The organism is Streptomyces sp. DH12, assembly GCF_020873895.1.
Classification (GTDB): domain Bacteria; phylum Actinomycetota; class Actinomycetes; order Streptomycetales; family Streptomycetaceae; genus Streptomyces.
In genome coordinates this window covers 1-767 of the sequence record NZ_JAHWGT010000233.1, presented here as the reverse complement: position 1 = coordinate 767, position 767 = coordinate 1, and the positions used below count along the sequence as shown (strand labels likewise).

At 75.1% G+C, this 767-nt stretch carries 2 protein-coding genes; both read right to left on the bottom strand.

Annotation, left to right across the window (positions count from 1 at the left end; all coding sequences use genetic code 11):
- A partial coding sequence (locus LPA54_RS33740; RefSeq protein WP_228984513.1) for an acetylxylan esterase occupies positions 1-213 on the bottom strand: 213 nt, incomplete at its 3' end.
- 139 nt (positions 214-352) lie between these two features.
- Positions 353-767, bottom strand: a 415-nt coding sequence (locus LPA54_RS42555) for a hypothetical protein (protein ID WP_267487938.1), incomplete at its 5' end; no start/stop codon positions are given.

The window sequence follows — 767 nt, the reverse complement described above, 5'->3', positions numbered from 1 at the left end:
GCCCTTGACGGGGTGGCCGCCGAACCCGGCGAACGTCACGTCGAAGACCTCCACGGTCGTCAGTCCTGTGTCGACCGGCTCGAACCGCGCGTCCAGGTCGTGCCGGCGCGCCTCGTCGAGCGTGCCGGACCAGAACGCGTCGAAGTCCTCGGGCTCCGTGGACGCGCTGCGGTACGCGCGCAGCTTGTCGAGGGAAAGGTCGAACAGGGCCATCTGGGACCGCCTTCGTGAAGGGACCGTGCGAAGCGAGGACACGGTACGTGGATCATGCGGCGCCCCGCCAGGGTTCGGCGGAGAAGGCGCTGGTGGACGGTCTGGAAAGCGGTTGCTCCGCGCAGGGGCGCGAGGGGGCTCAGACGCCGCGGTGCGTCCACAGCGGTCCGGTGCGGGCCCAGTCCCGCTCCCACTCCCCGAGCCGGCGGCGCAGCGCCACCCGCCGCACCGCGCGGTGCGCGAGCAGGAGCACGGCCGCCGTGCTGCCTCCGGCCAGGGTGCCCATGCCGACCCCGTACTGCCACACCGACGCGTCGTCGACCGGCGGCAGCACCTCGCGGCCCCGCGAGTCCAGCCAGACATGCACCGGGTCGCCCGGGCGGGCATGGGCCGGGACCCGCACCAGGGCCGTCCGCGTGCCCTCGTCCGGGTCCGACCAGCGGACGGCCGCACGGGAGGCGCGCCGCCGCTCCGAACCGGACTCCGCCTCCGACGGGGGGCGTGCCCTCGAAGGGCGCTCCAGGACCTCGGCGCGCACCCGGTGGGCGTACGAG